At 62.0% G+C, this 20889-nt stretch carries 19 protein-coding genes; 7 read left to right on the plus strand and 12 right to left on the minus strand.

Annotated elements, in window-relative coordinates:
* Positions 1–38: 38 nt before the first annotated feature.
* From AB7I51_RS06060 to AB7I51_RS06090, 7 genes are all read right to left on the minus strand, one after another.
* Positions 39–578: a cupin domain-containing protein gene (locus AB7I51_RS06060; protein ID WP_428403378.1), complete on the minus strand. Its 540-nt coding sequence runs from the start codon at positions 576–578 to the stop codon at positions 39–41.
* Positions 575–1099: a sigma-70 family RNA polymerase sigma factor gene (locus tag AB7I51_RS06065; protein WP_428403379.1), complete on the minus strand. Its 525-nt coding sequence runs from the start codon at positions 1097–1099 to the stop codon at positions 575–577. Before AB7I51_RS06065 ends, AB7I51_RS06060 begins: the two co-directional genes overlap by 4 nt.
* A gap of 101 nt (positions 1100–1200) precedes the next feature.
* Entirely contained in the window at positions 1201–2556 is a 1356-nt protein-coding gene (locus AB7I51_RS06070) for an FAD-binding oxidoreductase (protein ID WP_428403380.1), read from the minus strand.
* A gap of 122 nt (positions 2557–2678) precedes the next feature.
* A complete protein-coding gene (locus tag AB7I51_RS06075; RefSeq protein ID WP_428403381.1) occupies positions 2679–3071 on the minus strand; it encodes a nuclear transport factor 2 family protein in 393 nt (130 codons plus the stop codon).
* A 309-nt stretch (positions 3072–3380) separates the two neighbouring features.
* Positions 3381–4262 carry a transglutaminase family protein gene (locus tag AB7I51_RS06080; protein WP_428403382.1) on the minus strand — a complete coding sequence of 294 codons (882 nt, stop codon included), beginning with the start codon at positions 4260–4262 and terminating at the stop codon, positions 3381–3383.
* Positions 4259–6772 (minus strand): circularly permuted type 2 ATP-grasp protein, encoded by a 2514-nt coding sequence (locus AB7I51_RS06085; protein ID WP_428403383.1) that lies wholly within the window; start codon positions 6770–6772, stop codon positions 4259–4261. Before AB7I51_RS06085 ends, AB7I51_RS06080 begins: the two co-directional genes overlap by 4 nt.
* A complete protein-coding gene (locus AB7I51_RS06090; protein ID WP_428403384.1) occupies positions 6762–10070 on the minus strand; it encodes a DUF2126 domain-containing protein in 3309 nt (1102 codons plus the stop codon). Before AB7I51_RS06090 ends, AB7I51_RS06085 begins: the two co-directional genes overlap by 11 nt.
* A gap of 289 nt (positions 10071–10359) precedes the next feature.
* On the opposite strand from AB7I51_RS06090, the gene AB7I51_RS06095 reads away from it, so the two are divergent.
* Positions 10360–11490 carry a zinc-binding metallopeptidase family protein gene (locus AB7I51_RS06095; protein ID WP_428403385.1) on the plus strand — a complete coding sequence of 377 codons (1131 nt, stop codon included), beginning with the start codon at positions 10360–10362 and terminating at the stop codon, positions 11488–11490.
* Here AB7I51_RS06095 and eno read toward each other — a convergent pair.
* Complete coding sequence (gene eno / locus AB7I51_RS06100) at positions 11474–12757, minus strand: phosphopyruvate hydratase (RefSeq protein ID WP_428403386.1); 1284 nt, start codon at positions 12755–12757, stop codon at positions 11474–11476. The two genes, AB7I51_RS06095 and eno, sit on opposite strands and share 17 nt — an antisense overlap.
* A gap of 401 nt (positions 12758–13158) precedes the next feature.
* Between eno and AB7I51_RS06105 the strand changes: the two genes are divergently transcribed.
* The 3 genes from AB7I51_RS06105 to AB7I51_RS06115 all read left to right on the plus strand — a co-directional run bounded on the left by AB7I51_RS06105 (position 13159) and on the right by AB7I51_RS06115 (position 16050).
* On the plus strand, positions 13159–13779 hold the full coding sequence (locus AB7I51_RS06105; RefSeq protein WP_428403387.1) for a hypothetical protein: 621 nt from the start codon (positions 13159–13161) through the stop codon (positions 13777–13779).
* 46 nt (positions 13780–13825) lie between these two features.
* Entirely contained in the window at positions 13826–14287 is a 462-nt protein-coding gene (gene queF / locus AB7I51_RS06110; protein ID WP_428403388.1) for a preQ(1) synthase, read from the plus strand.
* 110 nt (positions 14288–14397) lie between these two features.
* Complete coding sequence (locus tag AB7I51_RS06115; RefSeq protein WP_428403389.1) at positions 14398–16050, plus strand: adenylate/guanylate cyclase domain-containing protein; 1653 nt, start codon at positions 14398–14400, stop codon at positions 16048–16050.
* Here AB7I51_RS06115 and AB7I51_RS06120 read toward each other — a convergent pair.
* Positions 16013–17095, minus strand: coding sequence for a HoxN/HupN/NixA family nickel/cobalt transporter (locus AB7I51_RS06120; protein WP_428403390.1), 1083 nt, complete (start codon positions 17093–17095; stop codon positions 16013–16015). The genes AB7I51_RS06115 and AB7I51_RS06120 overlap by 38 nt on opposite strands.
* Positions 17096–17255: 160 nt before the next feature.
* Here AB7I51_RS06120 and AB7I51_RS06125 point away from each other — a divergent pair, with 160 nt between their 5' ends.
* The 3 genes from AB7I51_RS06125 to AB7I51_RS06135 all read left to right on the plus strand — a co-directional run bounded on the left by AB7I51_RS06125 (position 17256) and on the right by AB7I51_RS06135 (position 18682).
* Positions 17256–17912 carry a Crp/Fnr family transcriptional regulator gene (locus AB7I51_RS06125; protein ID WP_428403391.1) on the plus strand — a complete coding sequence of 219 codons (657 nt, stop codon included), beginning with the start codon at positions 17256–17258 and terminating at the stop codon, positions 17910–17912.
* A gap of 76 nt (positions 17913–17988) precedes the next feature.
* Positions 17989–18339: a hypothetical protein gene (locus AB7I51_RS06130; protein WP_428403392.1), complete on the plus strand. Its 351-nt coding sequence runs from the start codon at positions 17989–17991 to the stop codon at positions 18337–18339.
* A gap of 73 nt (positions 18340–18412) precedes the next feature.
* Positions 18413–18682 (plus strand): type II toxin-antitoxin system Phd/YefM family antitoxin, encoded by a 270-nt coding sequence (locus AB7I51_RS06135; RefSeq protein WP_428403393.1) that lies wholly within the window; start codon positions 18413–18415, stop codon positions 18680–18682.
* A gap of 27 nt (positions 18683–18709) precedes the next feature.
* Here the strand turns inward: AB7I51_RS06135 and kdsA are convergent, their stop codons facing one another.
* The 3 genes from kdsA to AB7I51_RS06150 are packed head-to-tail and all read right to left on the minus strand — an operon-like array spanning position 18710 to position 20818.
* Entirely contained in the window at positions 18710–19549 is an 840-nt protein-coding gene (gene kdsA, locus AB7I51_RS06140) for a 3-deoxy-8-phosphooctulonate synthase (RefSeq protein WP_428403394.1), read from the minus strand.
* A gap of 12 nt (positions 19550–19561) precedes the next feature.
* Positions 19562–20206, minus strand: a complete 645-nt coding sequence (locus AB7I51_RS06145; RefSeq protein WP_428403395.1) for a uracil-DNA glycosylase family protein — start codon at positions 20204–20206, stop codon at positions 19562–19564.
* A complete protein-coding gene (locus tag AB7I51_RS06150) occupies positions 20207–20818 on the minus strand; it encodes a glutathione S-transferase family protein (RefSeq protein WP_428403396.1) in 612 nt (203 codons plus the stop codon).
* Positions 20819–20889 lie beyond the last annotated feature (71 nt).

Below are 20889 nucleotides of genomic sequence, written 5' to 3' on the forward strand. Positions count from 1 at the left end.
AGCGTTTCGCGGCCGCATCTTTTTTGCTCTGCGTGCGGTCACATCGCCTGAATGATAATGCAGCGGCAACCGGCGCGGGTGCGATGCGCCGCGTGAACGCTGCCCTTGGGCGAGAAATGAAAGTCGCCCGGGCCGAGCTCCACATCGCCAAAGGCAAGATCGCCAGAAATCACGAAGATCTCCTCGTCCTGCGTATGTTCATGCTCGGGAAAGATGGCGCCGGGCTCGGCGTCGACGAGTATCGTCCAGCGCTTGAGCGTGACGTTACGATGTAGCTCCTTGATGCGAACGCCCGGGCCGAGAGCAATCCACTGGCCTTCATTGGCGCGAAGCGTCCGGCTCATGGAATCAAGCTTCTCGCGCGCGTCGATGCGCGCCTCGATTTTGTCGAAGAGATCGGGCGGCGGCACGACGTCGCCCGCGTATATGGCAAGCGGCGCAAGCGCTCCCTCCCATTCACGTGCCTTCGCGGCGAAAGCAGAATCATGCCTCTGGCGCGCCTTCAGGATTTCCGTCTCGCTGCGGCTCAACGCTCCCACCGCAAACAGTGCGGCGTCAATCTCGTCGGGGTCCATCATGAGATGCACCTTCTTAGGTCAGCGAGTCCCCGAAACAATGCGGATTTCATCGTGCCCAGCGGGCGCTGGAAACGCTTCGCGAGCTCTTCATGAGAATAGCCATGGATGTAGGCGAGCAGCACCCATTGACGACGTTCCTCGCCAAGTTTTTCGAGACATTCGATGAGGCGACCCTTAGCCAAAGGATCGTGCTCTGGAAGATCCGCCGCGATTTCCGGCGCTTCCTCCTCTTCGAGCGACGCGTGCGCGCTGTCGCGCCGTCGCAATTCATTAAGCGCGATTCGCCGGGTCACGACGGTCATCCAGGCGAGAGCGGCACCTTTTCCCGCATCAAAGCTCGCCGCGCGTTCCCATATGCGCGCAAAGGCCTCCTGTAGAGCTTCCTCGGCGCGCGGGCGATCGCGCAGCAGGTTAAGGCAGACGGCGAAGAGCCGCGACGAGGTCGCGGCGTAAAGATCGCGGAAGGCTGCGCGGTCCTTTTTTGCGACCCGCTGCAGAAGCGCTTCAAGAGATTTGTGCACGTCAACAGTCGTTCCCCGACGCGGCGGCCTTGCATCGCAAACAGCATAGCCAAAGCCTGCTGGGTCGTCGAGACGCGCAGCATACGAATCGCAATCGAACATCATTCAAGGAACTCGCCAAAATAACGAGTCGTGAAGCGGGATCGCGTCAAGCGTTTCGGTATCGTAACGTCGCCTTTCCCGAGCCACTGAGTCTGAATTGGCGAAACGCGGGCGCCGAGCGAATCGATCGCGAGCCGGTTGTAACGTCGCGAGAAATCCTGCCATCGCGGCGAGCAGGGATCGCTGCAGAAGGGGTCGAACGAAAAAGACACGCCGGGCCCATCCGAATAAAGTCCGAACGGCTTTTGGGCGCGAGGCAGACGATTGACGAAATAAGTTGCCCAGCCGCCCGGCGTGAACCCTGTCTCCTCCTCGAAAGCCTTGACGAAAACGTAGCTCTCGGAGATCACGTGCTCCAGCTTGAAAATATCGTGCTCGTAGTATTGAAAGTCGAGCCGCTTCTCGTCCTTGCACGGCCGCCAATATTCGTTCACGAAGTCGGCGCGTGAATAAAGGATTCCTTTCGGCAGCGGCGTCGTGACGCCATCGAAGCCGCGCTGGATCGCAAGCCGCTTCGCGACTCGGAATTCTTCACATCGCGATTGGGAGAATGGCGCGACGCTCCCGGGGCCAGCCGCGTAGCGCTGGTCAAAAACGCCGATAAGCTTGTCGAGAAACACAATGGCGAGCAACGCGTCGCACTGTCCGCGCTTTTCGAGGAGGCCGCGCGCGAGCTGCTGCGGCGTCTCATATGTCTCGAGCGAAATGTCGCTGCGGCACAGCCGCGCCGGCCGCGTTTCCACGCAGCATTCGACGACAATTCCCATCAGCCCGAAGCTGCATTTGAACTCATAAAATATCGGGCCGTCGGCGTAGTCGAAAATGGTTCGCAATTCGCCGAACTCATCGACATAAGTCGCTTCGACCACATGGGCCGAGAAATAGCCCGGCGCGTCAAGTGAGGACTCTTTCGTATCCCCTACCGCGACCGAGCCGACAGTCGCTTCGCCGATCTCGGCCTGAAAGGGAATCTCAAGCCCGCGCTCTTTCAACCACATGTTCAGCTTCTTCAAGCGGCAGCCCGCCTGTACGCGTACGACGGCGCGCCCGAGCGCGTCGGTCTCTGTCCCAAGAATTGAATCGAGCTTGCGCAGACAAACGAGCGTTCCACCGTCGTTAACGATGGCGTCGGTGACCGACAGCATCGAACCGACCGGACTGACCGGGGTCGGAAATCGCCCATGATCGCGCGCGATCGACTGCACATCCGCATAGCTGATCGGCTCGACATAGACGGCTGGCGTCGTGGCGCGATGTCCGCCCCAATTTGAATAGCTGCCGCCTTCGGCGATCAGTCCGTGAACGGGCGGCGCGTCGCTTATCGAGCGAGTGTCCGGTATGCGAGCAGGCTCCATTGGCCGATCTCCGATGCTAAATGATCAATGCGTCGGGAAACTCACCCGGCGTTAGAGCGCGGCTAACGAAAAAGTGGAATCCGGCTTTTCGCGTTAAGCACGCTCTAAATTTTTGGAATCGATCATGCTGCGATGGCGTCGGCGATCGACTTCGTGTCGTAGAATTCACGAAAACGCAGCAGCTTGCCGTTTTTGAGCGTGAAGACATGCGCCCAATCGCCGTCGAAGACGCCGCCCTTCTTCACCCGCGCCTTGGTGCGGCCGAGCACGATCACCGTGTCGCCCGATTCAAAAAATTCCGTCGGCTCGAAAGCTTCGAAATCGAGATACTCCGCAAGCGCTTGGAAGAAGGACGCCGCTCCGGCGACGCCGCCGCGACGGCCCCCCCAGGGAACGATCTTGGCGTCGCCGCTCGACAGCCATTCGATCGCGGGGTCGAGCGCATCGAGAATGGATTTGACGTCGCCGCGCCCGAAGGCCGCGTAAAGGGATCGGATCAAATCGGAATTGCTCATCTTCTGCTCCTTTTTACCGGCCGCAGCGCGTCGCGCTCGCTTAGGGTTACGCCGCGGTTCGGCGTTCGGATGCAGACGGATGAATATTTTTTCGGAGGGTTTCGAGCGGCGGCTCCATCCCGCGTCTGGAGGAGCGTCAAGTCACACGGGTTCCGGCCGATCCGTTCGCTCAGACCTTGTCATTCCCGGCAGGCCGAAGGCCTGACCGGGAATCCAGGGCCAATTCAATGACTCATGTTGTGATTCTGGATTGCCGATCGCGCGCGTTGCGCGCGTCGGGAATGGCATCCGGCTTGTTCAAAGAGAGTTCTAAATCGCGGCTTCCTTTACGTCGACGCTCACGTCCAGGTCTTGATTGCCGGCGCCCAGAATCACGCCGTCGATCGGCGAGACGTCCGCATAGTCGCGCCCGATCGCGATCGCGATATGATCATTGCCGACCGCCATGGCGTTGGTCGGATCGAGATCGAAGAACCCAAATTCGGGTCCGCACCAGAGGGAGACCCATGCGTGGGTCGAGTCGGCGCCTTCCAGCCGCGTCTGGCCAGGCGCCGCAAAGGTTCGAAGATAACCGCTGACATAGGACGCGGCCAAGCCGAGGCCGCGCAAAGCGGCGATCATGATATGGGCGAAATCCTGGCAGACTCCGCGGCGGTTGTCGAAGGCCTGCACGATCGGCGTCGCAATATGCGTCGCATCCGGATCATAGGCGAAATCGGCGTGGATGCGTTTCGTCAGTTCAATGGCGCCTTCGAGAATGGGCCGATGGGGCGAAAAGCTTTTGCGCGCGTATTTCGTCGCCGCGTTGAACAGTGGCGCATGGCGGCTCGCATAGATGTAATGGGCGGGAGATGACGCCTGGAGCGAATTGGCTTCATGGGCCGCGGTCCTCACGATTTCCCATGCCGGCGTCAGGGCCGAAACAGGCGGCGCCGGCCGCTCCACCGCGACGCGCGCCGCAAGGCCGATGCGCAGTCTGGTGTGGGGCTCGAGGATGCGCGCCTCGCAAACGCGATTTCCGTGAAAGTCGATCCTGTCGCTGATGAGATCGGCAGACGGCGACAGCTCGATCTTGCTGGACAGGACGGTTTGGCCGCGATCGCTGCGCGGCAGCAGACGCATGGCGCAGCGCGCCGAGGCGACGGGCGCGTCATATTTGTATGTCGTGTGATGGACGATATCGTAAATCACGCGATCCGCGACGGCTGAGAGTTTGCTTCGCCTTCGGCGCCATGCGTGAAATATCGCTCGGCGATTCTGTCGGCGAGAGTCATCAGGCGTTGTTCCCATGCAAGAATGGTCAAGGCGTCCAAACGGCGCGCATCCTCCGACTCGAGCTCGGCGCGCAGTCTGACCGAGAGTCGCCGGGGCGGCTCCATTACGCCGTCGTTTCGCAGAGAAGGCAGCGCTGCGAGATGTTCGTCGATGCGCATCGCCTGGAAGGCGACCGATCGCGGGTTGAACGGGTCGAGTATCGCCATGTCGAGGACGGGCGCGAGCGCCGCGCCGGCGATATAGCGCGAGCGATAGGTGATCTGCGAATCGAGAAGATCGAGCAACGCATCGAGCGTCTCGACCGTCGCCTGGTCGCCGGCGAGCTGTCGCGCAAAGCGGCAGGCCCCGATGGCGCGCTCAAGCCGTCGGCCAAGATCGATAAAGCTCCAGCCGGCCACGCGATTGAAATTTTCGTCGATCAGTCCGGACAAGGCCGCCAGCGTATGCAGCGAGCGCTCGATGATCTCCAGCGTTTCCGGCTCGGTGATGGCGCGCGCGCCGGCGCGCGTCAGACGCGTTTCGATCCTTCCGATCAGCTGCCAGACATCGTTGGACATGCGCTCGCGCACGATCGACGCCGCACGTTTTGCATTGCGCACGACCGACAGCGCCGAACCGTACGCATCAGCGTCGGCGGTCGCCGCCCACGCGATCTGCGTCGGATTCATGTCCGGCATGTCCTCTGGCGCAGCGCCCCAGGCGATCAGCAATCGCGCGAGCCGTTCGATCGTCTGGCGCCCGTGGAGTTCGATGTGCTGCGGCTGCCCCAGGCGCGCGGCGAGAGTCCGCACGATTCGCAACGTCGCTTCGGCGCGCTCGAGGTAGCGGCCCATCCAGAAGAGATTGTCGGCGGCGCGGCTCGGCAGATTGCCGAGCGCGCGCACGATCGGCGGGTCCTCGTCGGACGGCAGCAGCGTCGACCATTTGATCGGACCGTTCGACAACACCCACACGTCGCTGGATTGCGCGCCGGCGTCCATCGAGACGTCGCGCACATCCGGCTGGTTGGAGATGCGGCAGAAGCCGCCGGGCATGACGGTCCATCCCTGCGCCGTCGCGGCGGCGAAGACGCGCAAGACGAACGGCCTTGGCGACAGCCTGCCGTCGATCCAGGCGGGAGTCGTGGAGAGCCTTGTCGGCGCCTGAGCGACATAGTCGACGCCGCGCTGATTTATGGCGTCGATCAGTCTTGTGCGCTCCTCGCCGGAGAGCGCGTGGCCGAGCGCCTCGCGACGTTCACCAAAACCGGGAAGCCGGTCGGCGAAGGCGCCGCTGATCGCGAATTCGCTCAAGGCGTCGAGAACTTGTCTGCGTTCCTTTTCGCGGCCGCACCACCAGGATTCGATATTCGAAAGTTTGAGATTTTGGCCGAGCACGCGTTTCGACAATTCCGGCATGAAGCTCATCAGCGCGCGCGACTCGATCACCCCCGCGCCCGGCATATTTGCGACGACGACGGCGCCTTTGCGAATCGCGTCGAACATGCCGGCGACCCCGAGCCGCGACGCGGCGTTCTGCTCCAGCGGATCACACCAGTCGGCGTCGACGCGACGCCAGATGACGTCGGCGCGCTTCAAGCCGGCGATGGTGCGCACATGCAGCTTGCCGTCGCTCGCCACGAGATCTTCGCCTTCAACCAGCGCAAAACCGAGATAGCGGGCGAGATGCGCCTGTTCGGAATAGGTTTCGCTCCAGGGGCCGGGCGTCAGCAGGCAAATGCGCGGATCGACGCGCTGCGCGGCGCGGGAAATGCCTGCGCGAAAGTCCCGAAAGAACGGCGCGAGGCGCTCGACGTTCATGTCTCGATAAAGGCTCGGCAGCGCGCGCGACAACACGAGCCGATTTTCCAGGGCGTAGCCGGCCCCCGACGGCGCCTGCGCGCGATCGCCGAGCACGCGCCAATTTCCGTCCGGCCCTCGCCCCAGGTCGGCGGCGTAAAAGCGAAGCCAACGGCCGCCCGGCGGCGTCGCTCCGCACATCGGCCGGATGAAATTCGGGGCGCCGGCGACGGCCGCGGCCGGAAGGACGCCCTCCGCGACAAGCCGCGCGTCGCCATAGATGTCATGCAGGATCAGATCGAGAAGCTCCGCGCGCTGCGCGACTCCCGCAGCGATCTCGCGCCATTCCAATTCCGGAATCAGGAGCGGCAGGCGACCGAGCGGCCAGCTACGCTCCTTGGCTTCTCCTTGAACCCGGTAGGAAATCCCCATGTCTTCAATGCGCCGGCCGGCGGCGGCGAAGCGCTGCTCCAGGCCGGCGTCGCCGAATGCGGCGAATGAATCGAGGAATTGTCGCCAGTGCGCGCGCGGGAGACCATCACTATCAAGCAATTCGTCAGGCGCGTCGTGCGTCGGCCCATATTCGGCGATCCAGGCGGCGACATGCCGGGAGGCCTCGTCCGTCTCGATCACGCGCTCAGCGGACAATGTTCCTCCGAAGGTCCAGAGTCAGCGGAAACTCTTGGCTTGGCTCTTCGTGCGGCGGATCGACAGGGCCGGGCGTGTGTCCATGATCCTCAAATCGCGCCAGCCGCCGCGCTTCGGCTTCGTTACTGTTGACGGGGAAGGAGTCGTAATTGCGGCCTCCGGGATGGGTCGCGTGATAGACGCAGCCGCCGAGCGAGCGCCTGCTCCAGCAGTCGATCACGTCGAAGGTCAGCGGCGCCTGGACGGGCAGCGTCGGATGAAGGCCCGAGTGCGGCTGCCAGGCTTTAAAGCGCACGCCCGCCACCGCCTCTCCGGGGACGCCGATGCCGGTCATCGGAACGCGGCGTCCGTTGCAGGCGATGACGTGGCGACCGGGAACGAGCCCCGTCGCCTTGACCTGCAGGCGCTCGAGCGAAGAGTCGACATAGCGCACGGTGCCGCCATTGCCGCCTTCCTCGCCCATCACATGCCAGGGTTCGAGCGCGCCGCGAATTTCGAGATGGACTCCGCCATGTTCGACGCAGCCCGCGAGCGGGAAGCGGAACTCGCGCTGCGCCTCGAACCATTCCGGTTCGAAGGGGTAACCGGCGCGGCGCAGATCGTCGAGCACGCCTAGGAAATCCTGCCAGACGAAATGCGGCAGCATGAATTTGTCGTGCAGCGCCGTTCCCCAGCGCACCAGATCGCCATGCTGCGGCTCGCGCCAGAACCAGGCGACGAGGGCGCGAAGCAATAATTGCTGCGCGAGACTCATGCGCGCGTCGGGCGGCATTTCGAAAGCGCGGAATTCAACCAGTCCCAGGCGCCCGGTCGGTCCGTCCGGGGAATAGAGCTTGTCGATGCAGATTTCGGCGCGATGGGTGTTGCCGGCGACATCGACCAGCAAATTGCGAAACAGCCGATCGACGAGCCATGGCGGCACATAGTTTTCGCCGGACGACGGCACCTGAGCGAGCGCAATCTCCAGTTCGTAAAGCGAGTCGTGGCGCGCTTCGTCGACCCGCGGCGACTGGCTCGTCGGACCGATGAACAATCCGGAGAACAGATAGGACAGCGCGGGATGGCGCTGCCAATAGAGCACAAGGCTCTTCAACAGGTCGGGACGCCGCAGGAAGGGCGAGTCGGACGCCGTCTCGCCGCCAAGCACGACATGATTGCCGCCGCCCGAACCGATTTGCCGGCCGTCGATCATGAATTTCGCGGTCGTCAATCGCGCCTGCCGGGCTTCTTCATAAAGCGCGGTCGTTGTCTCGACGGCCTGCCGCCAATTGGCCGCCGGGTGGATATTGACCTCGATGACTCCCGGATCGGGCGTCACCTTGATCGATTCGAGGCGCGGATCGTTTGGCGGCGGATAGCCTTCGATATGAGGCGGCAGCCCCGTGACCTTGGCGCTCTCCTCGACCGCCTCAAGCAGTTCAAGATAGTCCTCGAGCGTCGCGACAGGGGGCATGAACACGCAGAGATTGCCGTCGCGCGGCTCGATGGTGAAGGCGGTCCGCACCGCGCCTTCGACGATCGACTGTTCGTGCACGTCCTGGCGCGCCTGTCCGCCACCAGTCTGACCGCCGGCTTGGATGCGCCAGAAATGTCCGGGCTCCGGCAGCGGTTCGCGCGGGGCGAAGGGATCCTGCGGATGAATGTAGGGAAATTCCTCCTCGGACAGTTTGGGCAGGGACGCCACTGGAAGCCGCAGCCCGATCGGCGAGTCGCCGGGGGCCAGGAACAGTTTTCCGCGACGCAGCGTCCACTTTTCCGACGTCCACCGAGACGTAGACTCGGCCTGCGCGTTCCAGCGCTGGATTGGCAGGACAAAGCCCGTGGGTTTGCTCAGGCCGCGCTCGAATACCCGCATCATGCGCGAGCGTTCCTCGGCGTCGTCGATCTTGGGATCCGAGGGATCGACATTAATTGGAAGGGCGCCCTCCTTGACCATCCAATGCGTGGGATCCTCATAAGCCGGCACGGCATGTTCGGCGCCCACCCCCAGTCGTTCCGCGAGAGCTTGCGTGAAAACTTCCGCGTCCGCAGTGGTCGCGCCTTTCTTCTCCGCATTATCGGCGAAGAATTGGGTTTGCGCGAACATCGACTTGCCGTCGCGTCGCCAATAAAGGCCAAAGGCCCAGCGGGGGAGGCTTTCGCCGGGATACCATTTGCCCTGGCCGTAATGCAGAAAGCCGTTCGGCGCGAAGCGCTCGCGCAGCCTGTGAATAAGGTCGTCGGCGCGCTCGCGCTTGCTTGGGCCGGTCGCCGCCGTGTTCCATTCGGCGGATTCGAAATCGTCGATCGAGACGAATGTCGGCTCGCCGCCCATGGTGAGGCGAACGTCCTGCGCGTTGAGATCGGCGTCGACCTTTTCGCCGAGCGCGTCGAGCCGGCGCCACGCCTCGTCGGAAAAGGGCGCGGTGATCCGCGGCGCCTCATTGATGCGGTCGACGCGCATCTCGAAATTGAAATCGACTCGCGCAGGCTCCACCAAGCCCGACAAGGGCGCCGCGGAGCGATAATGCGGCGCGCCGCAGACCGGCAGATGGCCCTCGCCGCAGAACAGTCCCGAAGTCGCGTCGAGACCGATCCAACCGGCGCCGGGCAGAAAAACTTCGGTCCAGGCGTGCAGATCGGTGAAGTCGTGATCGGTTCCTTTCGGGCCCTCGATAGGATCGATGTCGGCCTTCAGCTGAATGAGATAGCCGGAGACGAAACGCGCGGCGAGACCGAGCTTGCGCAGGATCTGCACAAGCAGCCAAGCGGAATCGCGGCAAGACCCCGACCCGAGCGCCAGCGTTTCCTCCGGCGCTTGCACGCCAGGCTCCATCCGGATGACGTAGCGAATGGCGTGATGCAGTCGCGCGTTGAGCTCGACGAGAAAATTGATGGTGCGCGTCTTTTCCCTGGGCAGGCTTTGGAGGAAGCCTTCGGTCAGCGGGCCGACGTCTTCGGGTTCGAGGTAAGCCGCAAGCTCGATCTTCTGCTCGTCCGGATAAGCGAAGGGGAATTCTTCAGCGTAAGGCTCGATGAAAAAATCGAAGGGATTATAGACGGCGAGCTCCGCCAGCAAGTCGACTTCAATCTTGAATTCATGCGCCTTGTCCGGGAACACGAGACGCGCCAGCCAATTGCCGTGCGGGTCCTGCTGCCAATTGATGAAGTGGCCCGAAGGCGCGATCTTGAGCGAGTAGCTGGAGATTTTCGTGCGACAATGGGGGGCGGGGCGCAGCCGGACAATCTGCGGTCCGAGCGCAACCAAGCGGTCATATTTGTAGTGGGTAATGTGATGAAGGGCGATCTGGATCGACACGTTGATCAGCGTCTCGTTTCAGCGCCATTGTCTTGTGAACTGGCGCGAGGCCAATCCGGAGTTTAGCGGGATGCAGCCGCGAAGTGTCAATCTAAACAGCCGAGAAACTCGCGGCTTTGTCTGAAATTGCGGCAATGAGCCTAGCGCCTGGATACGTCCTGCGCAAAGAGCCGGCACCCAGATTAGACTTTCCGGACGTCGAGCGCCCGGCGGATGATCGCGCCCCTGGAGCTCGGAACATTCGGTCTGCCAAGCAGTTATGCCGCAGCGCGTCTCAGGCGGGTCTCCCATGAAAGCCTTTCGCTGTCAGATTTACCGCCAGAGCATCCTTTTTGAGAACGTCAAATGCGAAAGTTGCGGGCATATGCTCGGCTACCTGCCGGCGCTCGGCGCGATGACCGCCGTCGAACCTTCCGGCGAAGCCTGGATCGCGCTGGCTGACGGAACCCGCCAATATCGCTTCTGCAAGAACTGGGAGCTACACGGCTGCAACTGGATGGTCGAGAAGGGCGCCGGGTCGGAATATTGTGTCGCCTGTCAGCACAATCGAACCGTGCCCGACTTATCGGATGAAAAGCGCCACGCCGCCTGGCAGAAAATCGAGATCGCCAAACGGCGGCTGTTTTACAGTCTCATCCGACTGAATCTGCCTGCGCCGAACGCTTCCGAGAACGACGGCGCGCCGCTGATATTCGACTTCCTTGCGGAGGAGCCTTCACAAAGGCCTGTGCTGACCGGCCATAATTCGGGCCTGATCACCATCGCCTTGAAGGAAGCCGATGACCCGGCGCGCGAGAAAATGCGGGACGAGATGGGCGAGCCCTACCGCACCTTGCTCGGCCATTTCAGGCATGAGATTGGGCACTATTATTGGGATCGCATCGTCGCGCGCTCCGAGCATCTCTACGCTTTTCGCGACCTTTTTGGAGATGAGCGGGAAGACTATCCAGCGTCCCTGCGGAGGCATTATGAAGAAGGACCCCCGGCCGACTGGCGGCTGAATCACATCAGCGCCTATGCCTCAGCCCATCCGTGGGAAGATTTCGCGGAAACCTTTGCGCATTATCTGCATATCGTCGATGCGCTCGAAACCGGCCGGAGCGCCGGGCTCGTGGTGCGACGCAACGACGGCTCGCCGGGGCGGGTCGATTTCGATCCCTACGCCTATCCCGACATCAACGAGATGATCGATAATTGGCTCGACATTTCATTCGCATTGAACAACATCAATCGATCGATGGGACAGCCCGACATCTATCCCTTCGTGATCTCGCCGATCGTGAAAGACAAATTGGGCTTCGTCCAAAATCTTCTCAAGGCGCATGCAGCGCTTGCCGCCGGCCACGCTTTTACGCCCGGATTGATGTCTGCGGCGCACGACAGCCGAGATTCCACGTCACATGCTACGCCAGCGCCTTGAGCGCGCTCTTGCCGGCGTAGATCGCCGCGTCGCCCAGCTCCTCTTCGATGCGGATGAGCTGGTTATATTTGGCGGTGCGGTCGGAGCGGGCGAGCGAGCCCGTCTTGATCTGGCCGCTGTTCGTCGCGACGACGAGATCGGCAATGGTCGAATCCTCAGTCTCGCCGGAGCGATGCGAGAACACGGTGGTGTAGCCGGCGCGATGCGCGGTTTCGACCGAGGCGAGCGTTTCGGTCAGCGTGCCGATCTGATTGACTTTGACGAGCAGCGAATTGGCGACGCCCTTCTTGATGCCCTCGTTTAGGCGCACGACATTGGTGACGAAGAGATCGTCGCCGACGAGCTGAACCTTGTCGCCGATGGCGTCGGTGAGCTTCTTCCAGCCCTCCCAATCATCCTCAGCCATGCCGTCCTCGATCGAGACGATCGGATAGGCGCCGGCGAGCTTGGCGAGATAGGCGACCTGTTCGTCGATCGAACGCGTCACGCCTTCGCCTTCGTAAACATATTTGCCGTCCTTGAAGAATTCCGTCGCGGCGCAGTCCGAGGCGAGATGCACATCGACGCCGGGCTTGAAGCCCGCCGTTTCGATCGCCTTCATGACGAAGTCGAGCGCCGCTTCAGCGGAGGGAAGATTGGGGGCGAAACCGCCTTCGTCGCCGACCGAGGTGCTGAGGCCCGCCTTCTTCAGCGCCGCCTTGAGCGTATGGAAAATCTCCGCGCCCCAGCGGATGGCGTCGCGCACATTCGGCGCGCCGGTCGGCATGATCATGAATTCCTGGAAGTCGATCGGATTGTCGGCGTGCACCCCGCCATTGACGATGTTCATCATCGGCGTCGGCAGCACCCGGGCCTGAACGCCGCCGACGTAGCGATAAAGCGGCAGGGCGGTCGCCTCGGCCGCCGCTTTGGCGACGGCGAGCGACACGCCGAGAATGGCGTTCGCGCCGAGCCGCGCCTTGTTTGGCGTGCCGTCGAGCTTGATCATCGTCTCGTCGATGGCGACCTGATCCTCGGCCTCAAAGCCGAGCAGCGCCCCGGCGATTTCGTCATTGACGTTGTCGACCGCCGCGAGCACGCCCTTGCCGAGATAGCGCGATTTATCGCCGTCGCGCTTCTCCACCGCCTCATGCGCGCCGGTCGAGGCCCCTGACGGAACCGCCGCCCGGCCGGAGGAGCCGTCCTCCAGCGTGACCTCGACCTCGACGGTTGGATTCCCGCGGGAATCGAGAATTTCGCGGGCGTGGATGTCGACGATCTCGGTCATTTCAGCCTCTTATGATGCGGCGCGGAGCGGCGCGACTTCTTAGACCTATTGCAGCGTCCCGAAAAGCCTCGGCCGCAAAAAGCTTTTGTCTTAGGGCGTGCGCTTTTGCCGCGACGATGCTGCGCCGCCGGGTCAGCGGGCCCGCCAATTCCATTGACTGGCGAGGGCCCCAACCTATCCTCGAGTTCGATCAAAGGAGCGGGCGTCGCCGCCAGGCGCGACGGTCCGCCGGGAGGTTGGAATGGCGCGCATCGAAAGGCGATGGGGTCGGGGCGTCGCCGTCTTCAGTCTTTGTTTGGGGCTTTCCTTTCCGACGCTTGCGCCGGCTCAGTCGCCGGAGCACGTCGCCGCCGCCAAGGCGACGTTAGAAAAATCCCCCCCTGCGAGGGAATTGCGCGCCTGTGCAGGAAGATTTTCTCGGCTGGCCGGCGACTCTCGTGCAGAGATGCGAATATCAGATTGAGGACATGCCCGGCCTCGCCTATGTGCTCGATGTGAAGCCGGAAACTCTGGCTCGCTGGGTCGAGGCCGGATGCAGCGCGCTCATGGTCGGCGCCACCCATTGTTTCGATCGGACTCTAAAATGCGCGCTTGGCAGCACAGGGGCCGCCTTCGTCATCGGCGGCGATCTGATCGCGACGCGAAGCGGAGTGAAGAAGAATCTCTTCTATCGCAACGGAGTCGCGATTGTCGCGTCGAAAAGCGGGACCCCCGGAGCCGTTCCGATCGCGGAACAGGAGCAGATCGCCCATATGCCGGAAAAGGACGTGTCGGGAATGCTCGAATGCGGCGGCGTCGCCCTCTGGAACACCATGCCGTATCAATTTGCGGTGAAGGCCATCGATCTCGGCGTGCCGGCGGAGATGAACACGCCGGACAGGCGCGAAAAATGGCTCGAAATCGTTCGCGTCGAAATGCTCAAGGCGTTGGAGAGCCCGGAGAACCGATTCCTCTCGGGCTGGATGTCGGCGCATCCGATCACTTTGCGCGCAGGGGAATGTCCGGATTCGCGCGACCCGTGAGCGGCGCGCCGCTTGACGTCGCCAGCAGGGCGCCTTTGTTACCTGCATGACCAAGACGCATAAGGGCGCGGCGCTGCTCGGTCGGCAGGCCGCTTTGCCGGCTTCGCCGGATGAGGCGGAACTCGACCTCGTGCCGAACCCGCACAAGGACGCGACCTATCTCGTGCGCTTCACCGCGCCCGAATTCACCTCGCTCTGCCCGGTGACCGGACAGCCCGATTTCGCGCATATTGTCATCGACTATGTTCCGGCCGAATGGCTGGTCGAATCGAAATCCTTGAAGCTTTATCTTTCAAGCTTCCGCAACCACGGCGCCTTTCACGAAGACTGCACGCTGCGGATCGCGCGCGATCTCGTCGCGGCGCTTAAGCCCCAGTGGTTGCGCATTGGCGGCTATTGGTATCCGCGCGGCGGCATGCCGATCGACGTCTTCTGGCAAACCGGCGCGCCGCCGGCAGACCTGTGGCTCCCGGACCAGGGCGTCCCGCCCTACCGGGGGCGAGGCTAAGCTTCGCAGGTCCAAACTTCGCGCCCTTGTGCGCCCGCCTGCAAATCGCCTACCAATGCGCCGCTGCGGTCTCCCGACATTGAGACCGTCCGATCGCGAGGCGAGAGAAGATGAAGCTTCGGACGTTTTTCTCGGTCTTCTTCCTGTTGCTCGTCGCGCTGGCAGGCGCGCAACTGGCGCTCGGCTTTCTTCTCGAAAAAGCGCAAAAAGAATTGGAGACATCGCATATCGAGCTGGAATCTCTGACGACTCTAGCCGAGGATTTGATCCTTTCTTCGCAATGGCAGACGCGATTTTCGACAGGTTACATTTCCAACGGCGACTCGAAACGACTCGATTGGTACAACGCCATCGAGGACATTCTGAACGGCAAGGTCGTTCGGCCGGAAGACTACAGCTTCGGCTATTGGGACCTTGTGAACGGCGGGATCATTCCACCGCCTGAAAACCAGGGCGACGGCGCAATCTCGATTGAAGACCGTTTCCTGAGCCAGAACATTACGGCGCATGAATTAAATCAGCTCAAGGAAGCTCAAACCTTCCACGACAAATTGGTCGCGATCGAACGCGCCGCCATGCATGCCAGCAATGGCGAATTCGATGACGGCGCCGGAACATTCTCTCGCAAGGGCAAGCCGGACCGAGCCTTGGCGGCCAAGCTGCTGCTGAGCAATGAATACCAAAAACTCAATGGCGATCTGGTTCAAAAAATCTTTCAGATGCAGAAATTGATTCGTCAAAGATACGCTGGGCAGATTGCGCGACAACAAGCATTTGCCAGCCAAGTGCTGGACGCAAACACTTATTTGAACATTGGCTTGTTCGGGTTGGTTATCGTGTCCTTCCTCTTCCTGCGAAACCGCTTTTCGGTTCGAGCGTCACAGCTCATGGCGGTCGTTCGCGAGATTGGCTCGGGAAATCTGGCGGCTCAAGCCTCGGTTTTGGGAAGCGACGAGATCAGCGAACTCGCCACGACCATCAACACAATGGTCGCAAATCTGAACGTCGCTTTCGACAAGCTCGAAGACAAAATAAAGCTTTCTGGCAAAGCGTTGTCGGACCTGGAGGTCGAACGCTCTCGTTCGGAAAAGCTGCTTCACAACATTCTACCGGCGGCGATCGCCCAACGGCTGCGCGGCGGAGAAGAGACGATAGCGGAAGTCTTTCCTGAAGTTACGGTATTCTTCTCTGACATTGTCGGCTTTACCGAACTCTCGGCGAAGCTCGGACCGCACGCGACCGTCAATATGCTCAACGCCATATTCGAAAAATTCGACGAACTTGTCGAGAAGCACGGCGTCGAAAAAATCAAGACGATCGGCGACAGTTACATGGTCGTCGGCGGCGTCCCGAACCGGGACCCCTTGCACTGTCAGCATATCGCAGACTTCGCTTTGGAGGCGCAGAGTTTTATCGCAAGTTACGGCAATGAGCTTCCTTACGCGCTCCACATGCGTATGGGCGTGCATACCGGCACCGTGGCCGCCGGCGTCGTGGGAAAAAAACGATTTTCCTATGACCTTTGGGGCGATGTCGTGAATGTCGCCAGCCGTTTCGAATCCACCGGTCAGCCCGACAAAATTCACGTGTCGGAAGCGGTCAAAGTGCGCCTCAATGACGATTACGTATTTCTGGACGGCGGAACCGTCGAATTTAAGGGCAAAGAGGCGACGCGCTCTTTCTTCCTGATCGGCAAAAAGACGCAGATGCCGGGAATATTGGAATTCACGACTCCTCGCGCCGCGGCTGCAACGCCATCCTGACCGCGCCGCGATAGGCTTGCGTCGGCGCTTTGGTTCGAACGGCGAGCGTGGAGATGATCCAACTCGCAAAGAGGAGCGCGACGATCGCGAAGCCGAAATTGGCCAGATTGTCGTTGAGGGTCTGAGCGACGCGCCATAAGCCGCCTTCGAAGCCAAGCTTGTCGCTAAGCAGCCCGAGAGCTTCCACGCCGCCGACGAAGATGGCGACGACTACCGACATCGCGGTCATGACCAGATTGTACCAAAGCTTCTTCACCGGATCGTCGAACGCCCAGCCGTAGGCGCCGGTCATCGCAACGCTGTCGGACGTGTCCATCAACGACATGCCGGCGGTGAATAAGGCAGGAAAGACGAGCATCATCCATACGGACATGCCTTGCGCGGCCTGCGTTGCGGCGACGCCAAGGAGTCCAATTTCCGTCGCCGCATCGAAGCCCAGTCCGAACAGGAAGCCGACGAGATACATCTGCCAGGATCGCGAGACCAAACCGAACACGGGACGAAAAAACCTAGTCAACAGACCCCTCCCATTGAGCAGAGCGTCGAGGTCCTGATCGTGCACCGGTTCGCCGTTTCTGGCGCGGCGATAGGCCGACCAGACGCCTCTCAGCAGCAGAAGATTGACGAGGCCGACGCCGATGAGGAAGAGGGCGGAGACGCTCGCGCCAATCAGGCCGCCTACGCTCTGGAATTCGTCCAGCCCGACCTGCGCGGTCGCGGCGGTCGCGGCGATCGCGACAGAGGCGAGAATGACGATCGTCGAATGGCCGAGCGAAAAGAAAAATCCTGCCGAATAGGGGGTTTTGCCGTCCTGCATCAGTTTGCGCACGACATTGTCGATGGCGGCGATATGGTCGGCGTCGAAAGCGTGCCGCAGTCCGAACATGAAGGCCAGAACAGCGGCCCCCATCAGACCCGGCCGATCGGAGAAGGCTGTCCACGCCCATGCCCAGGCAACAATATTCGCCGCGATGATGACGGCATAGGTCGCCGCGGCCTTGGCTTTGACGTTCTCTTTCCGGTCGTCGAAAGGATTGAGCGCCATGATCCCGCCCGCCTGAATGGCGCCATTTTAACCGTAATCGCTTACTTATGAAAGTTCATACCACAGGGCGGGGGAAGCGCGTCAATTCGCCATTCTGACTGCGATCGCGCGTCTTCGATTTTGATAGTATGCGCGGTCAGGGGAAACGCCGGGCGACGACATGCCATCGAAAGAGAATATCGCCGAGTGGCGTTTGTGCGCGCCTTCGCTGCGGGAAGCTGAATATTCCGACGGCGAGACCCTCTATTTGCAGGGCGAAGCGCCGGATTTTCTCTATTGCCTGACGCGGGGCGTCATCAGGCTTTCGCATGTCGCCGAAAGCGGGGCGCAGATTACGCTGGCCATTGTGAAAACCGGCGATCTCTTCGGCAGCGCTTCGCCGGGAAGAGCGTCGGCGCATGCCGCGAGCGCCATCGGCGACGCGCGCGTTCTGATGTTCGCGCCGTCGGACGTCGAGCGCCTCGTCGCGACGTGCCCGTCGTTTTCAAGCTTCCTCAGCTCTGGCCTGGAGGCGTCGCGGGAACGCGCCGAGCATCGGCTCATTGACCGCCAGACCAAGACGGTCGCCGCGCGGCTGATCGAGACGCTCGCTGAACTCGCGCTCGCCTTTGGCGCGCCTTGCCCGCATGGCTATTCGCTCGAGATCAGGCTGACGCAGCAGGATATCGCCGATCTCGTCCATGCGAGCCGCCCGGTGGTGACGCGGATCATGAATGATTTGCGGCGCGGGGGCGCCCTCGACTATCGGCGCGACCTCATCTGCGTCAATCACTTCGCGCTGCAAGCGCTCGCCAAAGAAAAATCCGCAGATTTGTAACATGGGTGACAGACCGTCGCCGGGCCGCGCCTCACAAAGGCGCGGCGGCTGATCGGGGCCGCTGGGAGGAGCGAAGATGAGATTTATCGCGGCCCGCCTGCACGGCTATCTCGACTATCTTACAGTTCTGATCTTCCTCATTGCGCCGAGCGTCCTTGGTTTCGGGGGAATCGCGGCGCAACTCTCCTGGCTGCTCGCGGGCGTGCATCTCGCCATGACGCTCATCACGCGATTTCCGCTCGGCGTCTTTCAGCGATTGGCGTTTTCTCTTCACGGCTGGGTAGAACGGATCGTCGGCCCGACGCTGATCGCCATCGCCTTTCTTCCCGCGATTTCCGCTGAAAGAACCGCCTTCGTCTTTTTCGCCGGCATGGGGCTCGTCATTATCGCCGTCGGCTGGCTGACGGATTACGCGGAGGCGGGATAGGCCGACTCTCGTCCCTCATGCCGCGGAGGCGCGGGGCGTTGACGCGGCGGGTAGATGCGGCTTGATATCCGCCATGACAACGGTTTCGATCAAGGACGCGAAAAATCGCTTCGCCGAACTCGCCCGCCGAGTCGAGCAAGGCGAAACGATCGTCGTGACGCGCTATGGGAAGCCGGTCTTCGGTCTTGTGCCGCATCGACGCAAGACGGGACTGCGGCTCGAAGCGGTGGAGGAATTCAAGGAGCGCCACGGCCTCAAATCCATCGTCACACTTATTGCCGAGGATTTCGATGCGCCCTTGCCGGAAGATTTTCTGCTTCGGAACTTGCCGAAGAATCCATAATGAACTCCGAATTGATCGGCCAAGTTTTTAGGGACGCAGCCCCTTCGCCAACCTATCGAATTCGAGGAGTTTCTCCAAAAGCGCGCCGAGTGCGCCGAGCGGAACCTGCGTGGCGCGGTCGGAGACGGCGGCGCCTGGATCGGGATGGGTCTCGATGAACATCCCGGCGACGCCGACGGCGACCGCCGCGCGGGCGAGCGTCGCGACGAAGTGCCGCTCGCCGGAAGATTCCGCGCCATGCCCGCCCGGCTGCTGCACGGCGTGGGTCGCGTCGAAAATCACTGGCGCGCCGGTCTCTCTTAAAATCGGCAGCGCGCGCATGTCGGCGACAAGCGCGTTATAGCCGAAGCTCGTTCCGCGTTCGGTGACGAGGACGCCGCCATCGCCGGTGGCGCGCGCCTTCTCGACGGCATGGACCATGTCCCAGGGCGCGAGAAACTGCCCCTTCTTGATGTTGACGGGACGCCCGGTTTTCGCCGCGGCGACGATGAGATCGGTCTGGCGGCAGAGGAAGGCGGGTATCTGCAAAAGGTCGACAATTTCGGCGACGGGCGCGCATTGCCACGTCTCATGCACGTCGGTCATTACCGGCAGGCCAGTCCTGTCCTTGACCTTGGCGAAGATCGGCAATGCGGCCTCAAGGCCGACGCCGCGCGGCGCGTGGCCGCTGGTGCGGTTCGCCTTGTCGAACGACGCCTTGAAGACGATTCCGATGTTCAGCCGTTCGCCAAGCCGGGCCAGCTCGTTGGCAATCTCCAGCGCCACATCGGCGCTTTCGAGCGCGCAAGGGCCGGCGATCAAGGTCAGGGGCAATTCGTTGGCGATCTCGACCCGGCGTCGCCCGTCTCCGATGAGTACGCTTGTCACCCGCGCCTTGTCTCACGTTTTGACGAGCCGCGCGACTTCGGCGCGCAGCGCCGGCAGGACTTCGGCTTCAAACCAGGAATTGCGCTTCAGCCAGCCCGTATTGCGCCAGGAGGGATGGGGGAGGGGAAAGATCAGCGGCCGCGCATCCTGAAACTCGCGCCAGCGCGCGACGATTTCGGACACGCCTGCACCTTTCGGCAAAGCGTGGCCAAGGCGCGCAAAATGATAGTCCAGCGCATAGCGGCCGATCGCGATGACCGTCTCGATCTGGGGCAGCGCTGCGAACAAAGAATCGTGCCAGCGGGCGCGGCACTCGGGACGCGGCGGCAGGTCGCCGCCCGCCGCGTCGTTTCCGGGAAAGCAGAAGCCCATCGGGGCGATGGCGATGCGCGAGACGTCATAGAACGTGTCGCGGTCGACGCCCATCCAGTCGCGCAGCCGATTGCCGGAAGGATCGTTGAAGGGAATACCGGTCTGATTGACGAGATTGCCGGGCGCCTGGCTCGCGAGCAGCAGCCGCGCGGTCGTCGAGACCCGAAACACCGGCCTCGGCTCATGCGGCAGCTTCGCGCCATCTGGCGTTTCAGCGCAGTGGCGGCAGGCGCGAATTTGCGCAGTAATCTCATCAAGTTTTCGGCGGGATTGGCGCCGGCTCATTTAAGGCACGACGCTCGGACGCGCCGAGACTTCCGCGCGCCAGCGCGAAAGATGCGGTAAGTCTTGAGGAATTTCGACCCGCCCGAGCTTTGTCAGATCCATCGCGACGATGGCGGTGATGTCGGCGATGGTGAACTCGTCGGAGGCGATGAAGCGCCGCGCGGCGAGTTCCTGGTCCAGAAAACGCATCATCTTCTGCGCGCGTGGCCGCTGAAACTCCGCGAATTCCGGCCTCTGCGGCGATTCAAGCCGCGCCAGCGCCGGGTGGCTGTGGCGAAAGGCGAGCGTGACCGGCACGAACAGACGGAATTCGACGCGCCGTTGCCACATCTCGACGAAGGCCCGTTCGCGCGCGTCACGCCCGAAGAGCGATGGCTCTGGATAAAGCGATTCAATGTAGCGGCAGATGGCGACCGATTCGGTGAGCACGGCGCCGTCGTCAAGAACGAGCGCCGGGACTTCCTCGAGCGCGTTGACGGCCGAATAGGCTTCGTTCTTGTGTTCATGCGCCAGGAGATCGATGTCGCGAGAAGGAATCGTGACGTTTTTCTCAGCCAGAAAAATGCGGACGCGTCTGGGATTGGGCGCGAGCGGCGTATTATAGAGCAGCATGTCGGTCTCGTTCCGGGCTCGAATATGGGGAAATTCGCCGCGCTAATGTGGGGGCGCTGTCCGACCTTTTC

Origin of the sequence: Methylocystis sp., from assembly GCF_050246715.1 — a bacterium.
GTDB lineage: Bacteria > Pseudomonadota > Alphaproteobacteria > Rhizobiales > Beijerinckiaceae > Methylocystis.

Bases quoted from the DNA above. Each gene is read 5' to 3' on its own strand.
- AB7I51_RS06060 (WP_428403378.1), bottom strand. From the start codon at position 578: ATGATGGACCCCGACGAGATTGACGCCGCACTGTTTGCGGTGGGAGCG.
- AB7I51_RS06070 (WP_428403380.1), bottom strand. From the start codon at position 2,556: ATGGAGCCTGCTCGCATACCGGACACTCGCTCGATAAGCGACGCGCCG.
- AB7I51_RS06075 (WP_428403381.1), bottom strand. From the start codon at position 3,071: ATGAGCAATTCCGATTTGATCCGATCCCTTTACGCGGCCTTCGGGCGC.
- AB7I51_RS06095 (WP_428403385.1), top strand. From the start codon at position 10,360: ATGAAAGCCTTTCGCTGTCAGATTTACCGCCAGAGCATCCTTTTTGAG.
- eno (WP_428403386.1), bottom strand. From the start codon at position 12,757: ATGACCGAGATCGTCGACATCCACGCCCGCGAAATTCTCGATTCCCGC.
- queF (WP_428403388.1), top strand. From the start codon at position 13,826: ATGACCAAGACGCATAAGGGCGCGGCGCTGCTCGGTCGGCAGGCCGCT.
- AB7I51_RS06115 (WP_428403389.1), top strand. From the start codon at position 14,398: ATGAAGCTTCGGACGTTTTTCTCGGTCTTCTTCCTGTTGCTCGTCGCG.
- AB7I51_RS06120 (WP_428403390.1), bottom strand. From the start codon at position 17,095: ATGGCGCTCAATCCTTTCGACGACCGGAAAGAGAACGTCAAAGCCAAG.
- AB7I51_RS06125 (WP_428403391.1), top strand. From the start codon at position 17,256: ATGCCATCGAAAGAGAATATCGCCGAGTGGCGTTTGTGCGCGCCTTCG.
- AB7I51_RS06130 (WP_428403392.1), top strand. From the start codon at position 17,989: ATGAGATTTATCGCGGCCCGCCTGCACGGCTATCTCGACTATCTTACA.
- AB7I51_RS06135 (WP_428403393.1), top strand. From the start codon at position 18,413: ATGACAACGGTTTCGATCAAGGACGCGAAAAATCGCTTCGCCGAACTC.
- AB7I51_RS06145 (WP_428403395.1), bottom strand. From the start codon at position 20,206: ATGAGCCGGCGCCAATCCCGCCGAAAACTTGATGAGATTACTGCGCAA.
- AB7I51_RS06150 (WP_428403396.1), bottom strand. From the start codon at position 20,818: ATGCTGCTCTATAATACGCCGCTCGCGCCCAATCCCAGACGCGTCCGC.